This is a genomic window from Acaryochloris thomasi RCC1774 (assembly GCF_003231495.1).
GTDB lineage: Bacteria > Cyanobacteriota > Cyanobacteriia > Thermosynechococcales > Thermosynechococcaceae > RCC1774.
Map to the genome: position 1 here is coordinate 156,754 of NZ_PQWO01000001.1, position 12,745 is coordinate 169,498.

Genomic DNA, 12,745 nt, shown 5'->3' on the forward strand with positions numbered 1-12,745 from the left:
GTTCGGGAGAGTGCCTGAGTCAAAACTGAATCTCCGTATGCTTTTTAAAGAAGTTTGTTAAAAGCTATCTTAACATTTCGTTAAGTCTAAATACTTAGGCAGCTCTACAAGAGCTGATTTAGGATTTGAATAACCCCTTGATTTCACGCCACATCTGAAATTGGACAGGGACCGTTCGGGGCTGTGTAAAAATGCCTTGGGTCGGGCTGAAGCACAAAGCTAGCATAAACAATCCAAAAGCGACCAGTACAATGGCTGGCCCTGAGGGTAGATTGTAGTAATAGCTCAGATACATGCCGGTAATGCTGGAGAAAACGCCCAGTGCGGCCCCCAAAAGCATCATATTGTGGAGCCGATGAACGAGTAAGTACGCAGTGGCTCCGGGGGTAATCAGCATCGCTAGCACCAGAATGACGCCTACGGCTTTGAGGCTGGCAACAATGGTAAGGGCAATCAAAATCATCAAACCGAAGTTGAGCAGATTGGTCGGCAGGCCGCTAGCTTGGGCACCGATGGGGTCAAAGGTATAAAACATCAGCTCTTTGTAGAGCAGCACAATCACGGTCAAAACGACGACAGTAATCACGAGAGTATTGATCACTTCTTGCTGAGTGACGCTGAGGATATTGCCAAATAGGAAGTGGTTGAGATCGATTTTGGTGTCTTTTTGAACGATGGTGATCAGGGTGATGCCGAGAGCGAAGAAGGCGGAGAAAACGATGCCCATTGCAGCATCTTCTTTGATTTGCGATCGCGTCCTAATCCAGGTAATCACGACAGTGCTGAACACTCCAGCAATAAAGGCTCCGAGGAAGATGTCGAAGTTTAAGATAAATGCGATCGCAACTCCCGGCAACACCGAATGACTAATAGCGTCACCCAACAGCGCTAAACGCTGCACCATCAGGTAGCTACCTACTGTGGCGCAAACAATGCCGACTAAAACAGCGGTCAGTAAGGAGCGCTGCATAAAGCTGTATTGCAGCGGCTCAATTAAAAGATCAAACATAGGGGAAGACTTCAGTTCAATGAGTTCAGCATTCTGACTCGGTACACTACCAGCTCTTAGTAGGCAGAGACATGACTTATATCTTTGCTAGAACTGGATCGATATCAGATGCCTGTTGGGAATAGACCTGATTGAGTTTGCTGCAAGCCAAGTCTTGGTTATATCTATGCAAATAAGCTTTCAATGCATTGGTGTAAAGCTCGCTCCGCGACACACCGAATCGTTTTGCGAGAGACTCTGCCTCAATAAAAACTGAGTCTGGCAGTGAAATATCTGTCTTCATTTTGCTGGGTTGTTCATTTAGGTAAACGACTTAGGTTGCCAGGGAAGCCAGTCTTCATCTAGAGCTTGCTCCAAAGTAAAGTTAGGTTCTTCTGGGACTAAGTCAGATGGTATGACCTTGAGCATGTTCTTTCTAGCTCTTTGGTAGCAAGGTAGAAAATTCTCATGCAAAAAAGGCTTAAGACTAGGGCTGTCTTTGAGAATCAACTCAATCTCTAAACGGAAATTGCTGATTTCTAAGATCCAGCTCCTAAAGCACCTTTCTCGCTCAGAATCCCAATATTTAAGCTTGAGCAAGTGTTCACACAATCGCGTGAGATAGCTAGAGATTGCCCGTTGGTCACGTCTGCCCAAACTTTCAATTTCCTCAACTAAGTTTTCCAAATCAAGATTGTCAAAATCATGAGATCGCAATTGTGCCGTAGTTTGATGGAGCCAACGTTGATAGTCTATGTCATAGAGAGAGACCAGCTTCGTCTGCACTTCAGTATTCATAGTGAGTCCTTCATGTGACTATCTAGATCTACGGGGGGTAAGTCTGCAGGTAGGCTACTAAGTCCAACAAAACGTAGAGGTTATGAGTCTGCTCGTTCAGTTATTTTCTTTCATTCTAAGTTAGGCCATCTGTAGCGTTCTGGGTTTGGGAATGCGTTCGTTTTCTGATCGCCAAGCCTCTAAGTACATCTCAATAACTGCTTCACCGTTGCGAATCGCCTCTTCACGATTCTGACCGTGGGTACAAGGCATGACAACACGATCAGCAAATTCTGGAATTGTGACCAAAAATAGCTGATCTTCATCCGACCACTGAATAACCATGCTGTATTGGCTCACGAGTCTTCCTCTCTCAATTTCTTAAGCTCAGTCAGCAATTGCTCCAACTGCTTTTCTAAATAGCGTGGCACATCATCTCCATTTTTACCTGGAATCGTCACGGTTTTGCCAAGCAGGGGATGTCGCCAGCGTTCATGACTCCCCTTCCCCCGTTTTGGTAAGTATTCAAATCCTTCATCTTTGATCTGAGCTTTGAGGTCTCTAATCTTTCTTGGAATAGATTATCTCTGAGCCTCACCTTCGCGTTAGCAGTCGTTGCACCATGCCAAGGGTGAGTCATCCCAAACTTGAACTTCAATAAATTTCTCAAACTCCTCATTGCTGTAATTTTGATACTGCATTGAGAAATCATCTTGTGGAAGCCCAAATTTCGCGACGACTTCGGGCAGCTCATTCAACAAATAGACTTTTTCGTGATACGGCTGCGGTGCCACTTTTATGCTGAACTCAGGCATGAAGCCCATCGATACAAAACTGTCAGGATAAGTGAAACTTACAGACTTATCTCTCAGATAATCCAGAGATATTCTCACCTCTCTGGTATTTGGGTGCAGATTCTTGAACCAGAAGGACTTCCCCAGAACAAAATAATGCGGCGAGTGTCTTTGTGGTTTACCGCTGCGAGAGATAAATAAATCTCGCAACCTCGCTTCGGTCAACTGGCGCAGTTGCATATAGCGTTTGCCATACTGTCGCTTGAATCCATCTTCTGAACGATAGCGTTCCTGCAACTCCGATAGAACAGAAGCACGTTCACGTTCTGATAAATCACTGAGATTGAGGAACGGAGCCTTATCTGCAAGATGGTAATGAGTTATAAAGTTTGGGATCAACGGCGAAACTCTTTCTGATTTATCAGTTAGCTTAAGCAGCTTAACCCGCGAAGAAATTAACCTGACCGCCAAAAGCCCGCTGTAAATTAGAACCCGTCAAAACTTCCTTGCGTGTCCCACTAGCAATCAGTTCGCGATTAAGCAAAATCAAGTCGTCAAAATTCGTGATCGCCTGACCCAAGTCATGATGTACAACCAGCACCGTATGACCATCAGCAGCCAACTCCTGCAAGATATTAAAAACGATCGCCTCAGTCTTCTTATCAATCCCTGCCAACGGCTCATCCAAGCAGAACACATCTGCCTCTTCAGAAATCGCCTTAGCCAAGAAAACCCGCTGCTGCTGCCCACCCGAAAGCTGACCAATGGGACGATCGCGATACTTCGCCATATCCACACGCTCTAAAGCCGCCGCCGCCGCCCGTCGCGACACCGTAGAATAACGCCGAAACCAGCCCGTCTTGCGAATCCGGCCCATCATAATCACATCCCACACCGTCGCGGGATAGGTCCAGTCAATTTGCGATCGCTGTGGCACATAGGCCACCCGATCAAGCTGAGCCGTCAGCGGCTGACCGTCATAGGTAATCAAGCCAGTGCTGGAAGGAATTAACCCCAGCATCGCCTTAATCAAAGTACTTTTACCCGCTCCATTGGGGCCAATGATGCCCGTCAACCGCCCCGGACAAATCGAACAGGAGATATCAGACAGAGCCTTAACCATCCGGTACTGGACTCCGAGCTGTTCAACTGTTAAACCATTGGCACAATTCATAGATGCTTCCTAGCTGGGCGCTGTGGCTGAGCGCATTCAAAAATGAAACGATTATGAAAACATAGTAACATCAAAAAATGAAAGAATTATGAAAACTCTTTATGTCGCGACTTAAAAAAGATATTTTAAGCCTCCTGACTGGTGGTATTTCCGTCTGTCTTCTGCTGGGTGGCTGTTCTGGAGTCACAGAAGAAGCTGACTCAGGCAAGCCCAAAGTGGTGGCAACCAGCACGATTTTGAGAAACTGGACAGAGGAGGTAGCAGGGGATGAGGTACAAATTCAGGGCATTTTGGAGCCGGGTGAAGACCCTCATATTTACGAACCGGTACCTCTAGACAACCAGATCATTGAAGATGCAGATTTAATTTTATACAACGGTTACAACCTTGAGCCAGCCTTGATTAAGCTGATTCAGTCTTCTGTTTCAGGGGCAACCTTTGCGGTAGGGGAAGTGATTGAACCGCTGGACTATGATTACCAGGGTCAACGGGAGCCAGATCCGCATGTGTGGGGGGATGCAGAGAATGCGATCGCAATGGTAAACACAATCCGCGATCAGCTAATAGAACTATCCCCCGAAGATAAAGCAGAGTTCACCGCGAATGCAGAGGCGCTCACGCAAACACTGCAGGAAGTCGATGGCTGGATTGCAGAGCAAGTCGCTACAATTCCGGAAAACCAGCGCCAGTTGGTGACAACCCATGATGCCTTTCAATACTATACAAAAGCCTATGGCTTAGAGGTCGCTGGCACCTTGATCGGCATGAGCACAGAGGAGCAGCCCAGCGCCCAAACGGTGAAGCGGCTATCGGATGATATTCGTCGGGCAAAAGTACCCGCTATTTTTGCCGAAACAACGATCAATCCGGCATTGATTACGACCGTAGCCCAGGAAGCAAAAGTGAAATTGTCTGAGCGGCAGCTTTATTCTGATTCGTTAGGGGCACCTGGAAGTGAGGCCGAAACCTACGTCAAGATGCTAGTTGCTAACACTCAAACAATCGTAGAAGCTTTAGGCGGCAGTTATCAAGATTTCCCTGGATCGTAAAACATATTTTGTGACCTCATATCTAAGAGAGCAGCAGCATCAGTAAGCGGAGAGAGCCTCGATGCATGAAAGGAGATTTTAATTCTAAAAAAAGTCTAAAAATCAGAAGGACCTCAGCTTTCATCAAATTTCGTAGAGGTGTGACTCAAATCACGTTGACTCGTACTGATAATCACTGTAATGGATATACAAGATTCAGAGAAGACAATGAATTTTGGTTCGCTTACTGCATATCCATAGATAGAAACTCTGCAATGCAACACACTCAGCAGCTACATTTGCTCATCGATGTAGGACAAGAAAAAGTCATCAGTTTAATTAACTGCAAGTATTCCATTGGCAGAGATGTATCCAATGATATTGTTTTGGAAAGTGGGACAATCTCACGCTTCCACGCTACCTTGATCAAGTCAAAAAATCCCAGCAGGGAGCATTGTGTCTATAAACTAATAGACGGAAAAGCAGGTGGAGATCCTAGCGTTAATGGGATTATGGTCAATGAAAAACGTATCGATGAGCATAGTCTAGTCGATGGAGACTTAATCCATTTCGGAGGCGTAATCAAAGCCATTTTCCGAGTCTATCAATCAACGAATAAGCAACATCAATCTGCATTCGGCCATGATCATGCAGTCAAATATATACATCCCTCATACTTAGCAAGCAACGAATCAACTGCGATTATGCTGTAGAGCTATCTTTCATAATACTTAGACCCTCCCACACCTTTCTCAAACGAGGATTTCCAGGGCGCTTTATTAAAAGCGCTAAACTGTCAAGAATTGGATAACGACTTACTTTTTAGGATTCATTGAGAAGGCATACAAACAGCAAACGGCGGTCGAGAGTTTCAGACATTTAGGCATCGTACTTATTGTTTATGCGGTCACAGTAGGCGACCAGGTTACTAAGTTTCTCTGCCTTATTTCTCAATGAAGAGGTCAAGACTTCATTCAGGACATTTGCCAGCAAACTGTAGGCAGAGCCATCTAGTGTTGTGGGCTGCTCACCCATAAAGAAGAGCTGGTCAGCGAAGAAATCGCTAGTGAAAATTCAGATCGCAACCACTGGCAAGATCGTCGCATCTGACAGCACTGTCAAAATGATTGTGGTGCTAATGGGAGTTTTCGCAATCGCTACGTTGATGGCCGCCATACAGCACAACACGGCAATGGTGGGGTGCATCGTCGGAATGCCAAAGGCAACGGCCAACCCTAAGCTAGCTCCAGTAAAAAATAATGGAAAGATAAAACCACCATGATACGAATCAAGGGGTACTCTACCAACTAAGTAGATAGGCTTAATTGACTTGAAGATTCCTGATTAAATTCAATATCGTTGCATTGGCCCTCACCCCCCCAGCCCCCCTCTCCCAATGTTGGGAGAGCAGGGTGGTTTCATTTATCGAGAGAAAAGCCTTGGCATAGGATTCGATAAACTTTCTCAACCTGGTTTGCCAAGCATCGGATTCCCTGTGGAATCGTTCGATAGCCTAGTTGTCGGATGATGGAGAGCAAGAAGCAATTTAGAATCGCCCAGCAGGTTGGCGCATGCCCCCCCGGTCGGGCCTCATCTTCTTCTAAGGTGACATCTCTCACCCAGTGCAGACGATTTTCTATTGTCCAGTGTTGTTGGATATGACTCATAAACTCATCTGCCGCCAAGTTCAAATCACTGATGTAGCCCATTTGCTCATGGAAGGGTTCATCATTTCGGCAGCCCCAGCGTTCAACCCAAAGCAACGTCTCTAAACCAGGCCACAGCACTTGGAGAGCTAACGGTGCCGCATAAGCCCAAACTTCGCGGTGAACTTGACGGTTATGAGAAGTATCAAGAGTCTGTACCACACTCAGAGCCGGGCTTGAGCGATGTAACTGCTCAAGAGTTGTGTAAAGGGTCGGCTGATTGGCCTTGAGAGCAATCAAATAGTGTTGGCCTTGTTGGCTAATGTGTGCCGTTGTTTTTTTTGACAGTGGAGCGCATCAAGGGTGAAGACGACCGGTTGACCCGACAGAGCCGTAATCAGTTGGCGCACAACTTCAATTGCACTTGATTTCTTGTTCTCCATCACCTGCAGTTGCAAAACAACCCCTGTTTGATGGGTGAAGACCGAAACGGTACTGACAAAGTTTTGGTAGGAGCTGCTGTAATCAGTCAGCGTACTTCTGATGCTTTTGCCATCGGCGGCAACCCAGGTTGGCTCAGTCAGTGTGATGAACGCTCGACTCCACTGATTGAACAGCCCAACTAATGAGTCAAAGTCAACGCGAAGCAATACGCGGCGAAAGGTTGAGTAGGAGGGGATACGGGTTGATGGAGGCAACGCTAGCAGCTCACGCAATATAGGCCACTGTTCCTTGGCAAAATCAGCTAGAGGACGATAGCCGCGATAGCCACACAGGGTTCCCAATAACACCAGCATCAAGACGAGCCACAAGTCATGCCGACGGCCTCTACTTTTGCGATAGTCTGGGATATCTTGAAGAATTTCGATGAGATTGAGATGCTCAGGCATACTACTGAGATAAGAACAGCTCAGACCATTGTCATTTTTCTATCCCTAAATGAAACCACCCTGCTCGCCCAATGTTGGGAGAGGGGCTGGGGGTGAGGGCCATGTAGAGCATTTGCTAATATCTGATCTTTAACTTGATTCTGCCTCGCTACTTACGCTAAATCGGTAAAGAGAAGAAAGTTCAATTTATAGATCCCCACCTGGAATAGCGAGGCAGCTCTAGGCAGCAACGGAAGCTTTTGTTCGGGCAAAAATCATCCGGCCCGCAGAGGTCTGCAAAGCACTGGTGACAATGACCGGCACTTGGTTGCCAATATAGTCCTTCGCCTCTTCTACGACGACCATTGTGCCGTCTTCAAGGTATCCAACCCCCTGGGCTGGCTCTTTGCCTTCTTTGACAATTTTTAGCTCAAGACCATCTCCCGGTAGATAGCGAGGTCGTAACGATTGCGCCAAATCATTGACATTGAGCACCTGAATGCTTTGCAAGCTGGCCACTTTGTTGAGGTTGTAGTCGTTGGTGACCAACATGCCATTGATATCCTGCGCCAGCGTTACCAACTTCGCATCCACGGTGGCGATATCTTCATAATCAGCAGGATGAATGACAAGCCGCTCTGGGTGCCCCTCCTGTAGGCGATTGAGAATGTCCAGCCCCCGACGGCCTCGGCTACGCTTTTGACTATTGGCGGCATCGGCTAAAGTTTGCAGCTCTTGCAAAACGAATTTAGGAACTAAAAGCTGTCCTTCAATAAAGCCCGTGTCGAGTAGCCCCTCAATCCGACCATCAATGATGCAGCTTGTGTCCAGAACCTTGGCAAGTGCAGCCTTAAGCGTTCCCTCCGCTAGCAGGGTGCTTTCCATGTAGTTAGGGTTGATGACCCGCAGTAGTGTGAGGCCGTGGGTATCGGCCAAGGTAACGCCAGAGAAGGCAAAAATAACGCTGCCCAATACCGCCACCATTGGCTTAATGAAGGCCAGCTTTTGAGGGATAGGCAGCAAGAAAATAGGGGCCAGCATTAGATTGGCCACCAGCAAGCCCAGCACAAGACCCACAGACCGACTCAGCAAAACCTCTGCCGGGAGGCTTTTAACCTTGCGCTCCACGCGACGGTAGCTGATCTGGCTGGCGAACCCAAACACCATGCCGAACAATCCGCCAAACCCGGCACTGACCCAACTGAGCCCGTTGATATTGGCGACTTGATTTAAGATGCTAGGGGGCAACAGCTCAACAACGTTGAATCCAATTGCAGATCCAACGAGGATGCAGGTCAAAATAATCGTAGTGTCTAGCATTTCACTCGCTTGCCGAGAATGGCGTCTTCGGTATTCGCTCTCAGGCAGAAGCCTGCAAGGCTGAACCCATCATAATGCCCCCTGTCAATCATTATAGAGTGCAGTCGCTCGTGGCCTTATTGTGATACCCACTTCTGCATACCTTCACATTCCATTTTGCCGGCGTCGCTGTTTTTATTGTGACTTCCCAATTTCTGTAATTGGCGATCGCAAACGGGGGGAGACCTCTGGGGCAATGGCTCAATACGTCGATTGGCTCTGTCAGGAGATCAGGGCAACACCCAAAGAAGCACAGCCCTTGAGAACAGTGTTCTTTGGGGGAGGAACACCTTCTTTACTAAGCGTAGAACAGGTCATAACGCTGCTAGCGACCCTGCAGGACAGCCTGAATCTAACGGCGACGGCTGAAATCTCTATGGAAATGGATCCAGGGACTTTTACGCTGGCGCAGCTTCAGGGCTTTTGTGATGCGGGTGTCAATCGGATTAGTTTGGGAGTCCAGGCGTTTCAGGATGAGCTGCTGCAGGTCTGTGGCCGCACGCATACGGTGGCGCAGATTGAAGATGCGATCGCAATGGTCCGAGAAACCTGCGGCAACTTCAGTCTCGATCTGATTTCTGGGTTGCCGGGTCAGACGTTAGCCCAGTGGGAAGAATCTTTGAGGGTTGCGATCGCATCTCACCCCACTCACATCTCCACCTACGATCTGGTGCTAGAGCCAACAACGGTCTTTGGCAAGCGGTACCAGCCCGGAAGCCAGCCACTGCCCACCGACGATCACGCCGCCCAGATGTACCGGCTTGCCTCACAGCGGCTATCCGCCACCGGGTATCGCCACTATGAAGTCTCCAACTACGCCCGCCCGAGCTTTGAGTGTCGCCATAATCAGGTGTACTGGCAGAACGAAGCTTACTACGGCTTTGGTATGGGAGCCACCAGCTACGTCAACTTCCAGCGCTTTAGTCGTCCCCGCACTCGTGAGGCTTATTTCACCTGGGTTCAGTCGCTAGTCGCGGCTCAGGGACAAATCGACTGTCCCGTCGATACCCTACAGGATCGACTCCTAGAAACGTTGATGCTCGGGCTGCGGCTAGCGGACGGCCTCCAGATTGAGCCACTGCAGCAGCAGTTTGGATCATCGTCAGTGGCGCGCATTCTAGACTGCCTGCGATCCTATCCCGATTGGGTCGCTGTAGATTCTATTGAGGGGCGGGTGCGGCTCACGGATCCTGAGGGTTTTCTATTCTCAAATCAGGTACTAGTAGCACTCTGGGAAGCGTTGAGTGACAACGAGCAAGATCCCAGTTTTCAAGCCGCACTCTACACTAGAGAATAGCGTTATCCTTTTCGGAGCTGTCTATGCCTTTAGCCCGAACGGGCGTGCTGGTAGGGCTGTTCGTTGGCCTCGTCGCGGTCGCCCTCCAAAATCAAAGCCCCGCGCTATCTCTGGTGTTTCTGGGGATGCGATCGCAACCTCTCCCCCTAGGCATCTGGCTCGTAGGCGCAGTTGCACTGGGCATTTTCATCGGTTTAATACTGCTTTTTCTGCTCAACTTTATCGGTACAGGTCCGCAGCCAACGCCCCGCCGTCCGCGGGCGAACCGCCAGCCAGCCAGCCGCCCGTCATCGACAGCCGTTCCTGACTGGGATGCTCCCCCCAGCAACGATTGGGGAACCAGTGATTCAAGCAGTGGTTCAGACTGGGGAGCGCAGCCGGCAAAACCACCGACTCCCCCTCAGCCCAACCTTGATGACTTCAGTAGCGTTGACGAACAGCGCTACGCTAGGGCTGGCGGTACGGCACCTAGCACCTATTCACGCAGCGCTCAAGATCCGAGCTTTGCCCGTCAGCCCGGCCAGCGAGAATCTGTCTTCGAAGCCGAATACCGCATGGTTAAACCACCCGGCCAGGAACCGCCCTCGTCAGAGAATTGGGATGAGTTAGACGATGGTTTCTTTGAAGAAGACTAGGGCATGTGCCCTATCGGAATCCACCCATGATCAGTGCGTCGAATTGTTCGCAAGCCAATCAGCCAACCGCTGCATACTCGTCTCCTGATCATCTGAACTTGCGGCAAGGTCCAGAAAGAAAGTTGCGGCCGCCGCCTCAAAAGCAATCAGCTCGGTACCATTGAGCACCATGAACATGCCAGCAGCCACCAAAGCAATCCGCTTGTTTCCATCAACAAAGCAGTGATTCTGGACGAATCCGTAGCCATAAGCAGCAGCAAGCCGGCAGAGAGTGACATTTTCACCATAGTAGTGAAGCTGTCTAGGCTTGTTCAGGGTAGATTCTAAAGCGCCTTCGTCAAGAATTCCACTCGCCCCCCCTGAGACTGCGATGATTTCTACTTGAGTGGTCACGATACCTTTGAGGGTCAGCCATCGTGGCTCTAGCGTCATTTAGCTAATTCGATCAGAGCATTGCGATAACGAGACATTACTTTTTGAGCCGCTTCCATCTCCTCAGCAAACTCTGGATCGTAAGCGGATAGCTCATATCCTCTAGGGGTCTTAGTCAAATAGAGACTATCGCCGTCATCAACATTGAGACCTGCGGCCAATTCCTTTGGAATAATGACGCTTAAAGAGTTACCGCGCTTTTTTACCTTGAGTCGCATGAGGGAACCTAGGCTATCCGTTCCTCTATGTTACTACATTTGTTTATACAAGACTAATTTGCTGAGCGGATCGGCATCTCTCAAAGCAAAGGCGTTGCTGAACTCGGGGGTTCAGGTCTATCCCATCTGGGTATACTCAAGTCATAAGGGGGAATATGTCCGTTTCAAATAGCCAGTCATCTCAATTTATAGACCCGAATCAGGTGTGGGCATCTGGAGAGTGAGAATGGCTTAAGTCATAAAGCAAGGTAGCCAGACCATCAAAGATTGGCACCCTTCAAACCCTTATCCCGTCAGGTTGAGTGAGTAATTTCATGGATACTGCGCAGTGCTATCGACTCCTGGAGCTAAAGGCCACCGCTAATCTAGAGGAGGTCAAAGCTTCTTATCGGCGGCTGGCCCGTCGGTGGCACCCTGACATCAATCCTGATAGCCAGCAAGCGCACGATATGTTTATTAAGGTCACTCAGGCCTACAAAGTATTGTTGAAGGTGATTCCGCCTGTAGCGCAGCCAATTGTTCAGCCCGCGACGGTCCAGACGTCTCGCTCTCCAGCCACTGTACAAACGCCCGTGAAGGTAACGGTGACCGCAACACGCTCTCAGCAGCCGACTCGGCAGCCAGTCACTGTCCCGAGAAAGACGGCTCCAAAGCCTGTTGAGCCAACCGCTCAGCCCGCCAGCCCACAGCTATCAGAGGCAGATAATAAGCTGAAGATCGGCTCCTATCGACAACTGCAGGATCTGATCAAGCGTCAGCGCCTGCCCCGCGCGGTTGCACTCGTCGAGGCCTTAGGCAACCGCTGGCCTCAAGATCTAGAAGTGCGTCAGTGGCGAGCCATTGTCTATCAGCTCCTAGCAAAACAACTGATTCGGGAACGCAAGCTCAATCAGGCCCGCGCCTATCTCAAAAAAGCACTGAATACCGACCCCCATAACAGGTCCCTTTGGGCTGAGGTCGAACGAGACTTTCGGATACTCGAACAGGTTCTCTAGCTTTATCAAAGGACTAGTAACCAGGAAATTTCAGTTCTGTACCCATCGCTGGTAGAGCTGCTGAATCGCCTGAGTGACCGACTTCACAGAGTCGCTGACGGGATGAGGATCCGCATTTTGCGGATTCAATTGCTCCACCTGTAGCAGCAGCTTTGCTTCTTCTGCGTCTACGTCGCCGTCGCTGTATATTAAGCCACTGAGCTCTTCTAGTAGTTGCTGACAAGCTTCTGCAGTGGGATGTGACCCTAAGTAGTCACCAACCCATTCGTAGCATTCTTCCTTAGAGACTGGGCGGAGACCATAGAGTAATGGCTTAAGTTCATGATCATCAGTCACGCCCGCTTCTTGAGCGACTTTTTGTAGATACTTTTGCTCCTCGGGCTGAATTTTACCGTCTAGCCAGGCAGTGGCGACTAGAATTTTAATCAGCTTGATCACAATGGGTTTCTCCAGCATGTTCAGAATCCTCGCGAGCGGGAGGCTCTTTGCTCATATCAATAATGCTGAGCCAGATCCGATGGATGCCCGAGACA

At 49.1% G+C, this 12,745-nt stretch carries 17 protein-coding genes and 1 pseudogene; 5 read left to right on the top strand and 13 right to left on the bottom strand.

Annotated features, from left to right (window positions below):
* Positions 1-118 precede the first annotated feature (118 nt).
* The 6 genes from C1752_RS00895 to C1752_RS00925 all read right to left on the bottom strand — a co-directional run bounded on the left by C1752_RS00895 (position 119) and on the right by C1752_RS00925 (position 3,733).
* Positions 119-1,009, bottom strand: coding sequence for a metal ABC transporter permease (locus C1752_RS00895; protein ID WP_110984161.1), 891 nt, complete (start codon positions 1,007-1,009; stop codon positions 119-121).
* A gap of 300 nt (positions 1,010-1,309) precedes the next feature.
* Positions 1,310-1,786 carry a DUF29 domain-containing protein gene (locus C1752_RS00905; RefSeq protein ID WP_110984163.1) on the bottom strand — a complete coding sequence of 159 codons (477 nt, stop codon included), beginning with the start codon at positions 1,784-1,786 and terminating at the stop codon, positions 1,310-1,312.
* Between the two features lie 120 nt (positions 1,787-1,906).
* Positions 1,907-2,125, bottom strand: a complete 219-nt coding sequence (locus tag C1752_RS00910) for a type II toxin-antitoxin system HicB family antitoxin (protein WP_110984164.1) — start codon at positions 2,123-2,125, stop codon at positions 1,907-1,909.
* A complete protein-coding gene (locus C1752_RS00915; protein ID WP_110984165.1) occupies positions 2,122-2,343 on the bottom strand; it encodes a type II toxin-antitoxin system HicA family toxin in 222 nt (73 codons plus the stop codon). Before C1752_RS00915 ends, C1752_RS00910 begins: the two co-directional genes overlap by 4 nt.
* A gap of 27 nt (positions 2,344-2,370) precedes the next feature.
* The gene (locus tag C1752_RS00920) at positions 2,371-3,030 is read right to left on the bottom strand and encodes a hypothetical protein (protein WP_146242250.1); all 660 of its coding nucleotides are present in this window, start codon (positions 3,028-3,030) and stop codon (positions 2,371-2,373) included.
* Positions 2,999-3,733: a metal ABC transporter ATP-binding protein gene (locus C1752_RS00925; RefSeq protein WP_110984167.1), complete on the bottom strand. Its 735-nt coding sequence runs from the start codon at positions 3,731-3,733 to the stop codon at positions 2,999-3,001. Before C1752_RS00925 ends, C1752_RS00920 begins: the two co-directional genes overlap by 32 nt.
* A 101-nt stretch (positions 3,734-3,834) precedes the next feature.
* Between C1752_RS00925 and C1752_RS00930 the strand changes: the two genes are divergently transcribed.
* Both C1752_RS00930 and C1752_RS00935 read left to right on the top strand, forming a co-directional pair.
* Positions 3,835-4,782, top strand: coding sequence for a metal ABC transporter solute-binding protein, Zn/Mn family (locus tag C1752_RS00930; RefSeq protein ID WP_110984168.1), 948 nt, complete (start codon positions 3,835-3,837; stop codon positions 4,780-4,782).
* Between the two features lie 65 nt (positions 4,783-4,847).
* The gene (locus C1752_RS00935; protein ID WP_110984169.1) at positions 4,848-5,474 is read left to right on the top strand and encodes an FHA domain-containing protein; all 627 of its coding nucleotides are present in this window, start codon (positions 4,848-4,850) and stop codon (positions 5,472-5,474) included.
* Between the two features lie 166 nt (positions 5,475-5,640).
* Here C1752_RS00935 and C1752_RS30425 read toward each other — a convergent pair whose 3' ends face one another.
* The 4 genes and pseudogenes from C1752_RS30425 to C1752_RS00960 all read right to left on the bottom strand — a co-directional run bounded on the left by C1752_RS30425 (position 5,641) and on the right by C1752_RS00960 (position 8,596).
* Positions 5,641-5,835 carry a glutathione S-transferase C-terminal domain-containing protein gene (locus C1752_RS30425; protein ID WP_353962719.1) on the bottom strand — a complete coding sequence of 65 codons (195 nt, stop codon included), beginning with the start codon at positions 5,833-5,835 and terminating at the stop codon, positions 5,641-5,643.
* Positions 5,836-6,099, bottom strand: coding sequence for a chloride channel protein (locus C1752_RS29170; protein WP_110984171.1), 264 nt, complete (start codon positions 6,097-6,099; stop codon positions 5,836-5,838).
* A gap of 80 nt (positions 6,100-6,179) precedes the next feature.
* Positions 6,180-7,297 (bottom strand): annotated as a pseudogene (locus C1752_RS30430) (ISAs1 family transposase).
* Between the two features lie 219 nt (positions 7,298-7,516).
* Complete coding sequence (locus C1752_RS00960) at positions 7,517-8,596, bottom strand: PIN/TRAM domain-containing protein (RefSeq protein WP_110984174.1); 1,080 nt, start codon at positions 8,594-8,596, stop codon at positions 7,517-7,519.
* Between the two features lie 121 nt (positions 8,597-8,717).
* Between C1752_RS00960 and hemW the strand changes: the two genes are divergently transcribed.
* Together hemW and C1752_RS00970 are read left to right on the top strand one after the other, a co-directional pair.
* On the top strand, positions 8,718-9,932 hold the full coding sequence (gene hemW, locus C1752_RS00965; protein ID WP_199464242.1) for a radical SAM family heme chaperone HemW: 1,215 nt from the start codon (positions 8,718-8,720) through the stop codon (positions 9,930-9,932).
* A 23-nt stretch (positions 9,933-9,955) separates the two neighbouring features.
* On the top strand, positions 9,956-10,567 hold the full coding sequence (locus tag C1752_RS00970; protein WP_110984176.1) for a hypothetical protein: 612 nt from the start codon (positions 9,956-9,958) through the stop codon (positions 10,565-10,567).
* A gap of 30 nt (positions 10,568-10,597) precedes the next feature.
* Here C1752_RS00970 and C1752_RS00975 read toward each other — a convergent pair whose 3' ends face one another.
* The gene (locus C1752_RS00975) at positions 10,598-10,999 is read right to left on the bottom strand and encodes a type II toxin-antitoxin system death-on-curing family toxin (protein WP_110984177.1); all 402 of its coding nucleotides are present in this window, start codon (positions 10,997-10,999) and stop codon (positions 10,598-10,600) included.
* Positions 10,996-11,217 (bottom strand): AbrB/MazE/SpoVT family DNA-binding domain-containing protein, encoded by a 222-nt coding sequence (locus C1752_RS00980; protein ID WP_110984178.1) that lies wholly within the window; start codon positions 11,215-11,217, stop codon positions 10,996-10,998. Before C1752_RS00980 ends, C1752_RS00975 begins: the two co-directional genes overlap by 4 nt.
* Before the next feature lie 314 nt (positions 11,218-11,531).
* Between C1752_RS00980 and C1752_RS00985 the strand changes: the two genes are divergently transcribed.
* Complete coding sequence (locus C1752_RS00985) at positions 11,532-12,212, top strand: J domain-containing protein (protein WP_110984179.1); 681 nt, start codon at positions 11,532-11,534, stop codon at positions 12,210-12,212.
* A 30-nt stretch (positions 12,213-12,242) separates the two neighbouring features.
* Here C1752_RS00985 and C1752_RS00990 read toward each other — a convergent pair whose 3' ends face one another.
* The gene (locus tag C1752_RS00990) at positions 12,243-12,668 is read right to left on the bottom strand and encodes a tellurite resistance TerB family protein (protein ID WP_110984180.1); all 426 of its coding nucleotides are present in this window, start codon (positions 12,666-12,668) and stop codon (positions 12,243-12,245) included.
* Positions 12,669-12,745 lie beyond the last annotated feature (77 nt).